This is a genomic window from Pseudomonas sp. R62, assembly GCF_000257605.1.
GTDB lineage: Bacteria > Pseudomonadota > Gammaproteobacteria > Pseudomonadales > Pseudomonadaceae > Aquipseudomonas > Aquipseudomonas atacamensis.
Genome location: NZ_AHZM01000896.1, coordinates 1 through 994, shown reverse-complemented (window position 1 = coordinate 994; position 994 = coordinate 1). Strand labels below are relative to the sequence as shown.

General features: G+C 62.8%; 2 protein-coding genes. Both read left to right on the top strand.

Going from position 1 to position 994, the window contains the following annotated elements; translation table 11 throughout:
• Positions 1 to 80: 80 nt before the first annotated feature.
• The gene (locus tag OQK_RS00955; RefSeq protein ID WP_016770713.1) at positions 81 to 650 is read left to right on the top strand and encodes a YfiR family protein; all 570 of its coding nucleotides are present in this window, start codon (positions 81 to 83) and stop codon (positions 648 to 650) included.
• A partial coding sequence (locus OQK_RS00950; RefSeq protein WP_038860213.1) for a CHASE sensor domain-containing protein occupies positions 647 to 994 on the top strand: 348 nt, incomplete at its 3' end. The genes OQK_RS00955 and OQK_RS00950, both read left to right, overlap by 4 nt.

The following is a 994-nucleotide window of genomic DNA, read 5'->3' as shown; positions in this document are numbered from 1 at the left end:
AGAGGCAGGCGCCTCGCTGGCGTTTCGGCGCTGTGCTATCGTTGCGGCATCATTTCGTTACGCTCCAAGAGAATCCCTCCATGAAGGTGGCCGTCTGGGCGACACAGCGTGTGGTGGCCTGCCAGCACGCATTGCTGATCGTTTTGCTCTGGTTGTTCACGGGCAGCGCCATCGCCCAAGCGCAAACCGGGCCGGCCGAGCAACGGGCCAAAGCGGTCACGCAAGTGGTGCTTGGCATCCTCAGTTATGCACGCTGGCCGGTGGAACCGGCGCAATTGCGCCTGTGCATCGTCGGGCCCACCGAATACACCGATGACCTGGTCAAAGGCACCAGCCAAGCCACGGGCCGGCCGGTGGCTGTGCGGCGTCTGCTGGCGGACAACCCGGGCATCGTCAGCGAATGCGATGCGGTGTACATCGGCAAGCTCACCGCCGATGAACGCAGTCGTCTGTTTGCATCGTTGATCGGGCACCCGGTGCTGAGCATCAGCGAAGCCGACGATCAATGCACCGTCGGCAGTCTGTTCTGCCTGCGCGTTGGCGATGAGCAAGTGTCGTTCGAGGTCAATCTCGACTCCGTGGCTCGCAGTGGTGTGCGCATACACCCCAGCGTGTTGCAGTTGTCCCGTCGCAAAGCGGCAGCGCCATGAAGCTGTTCAGTTGGAAGGCTCGCCCGACCCTGGGCTCGGTCATCGGCCGTGGGCATTTGATTGTCGCGCTGGTGGCGGTGGCAATGGCCAGTGTTTCGCTGACCTTGCTGGGCGTGCTCGCGCTGCGGGTATATGCCGATCACAACCTGCACTTGATCGCCCGGTCGATCAGCTACACCGTCGAAGCGGCCGTCGTGTTCAATGACAAAGCGGCGGCAACCGAGGCGCTGGCGATCATCGCCGCCACCGAGGAAGTAGCGGATGCCCGAGTGCTCGACGCGCAAGGCCAATTGATTGCGCAATGGCAGCGCGCTGAAACCGGCTTGTTCTCCGAGCTGGAAATG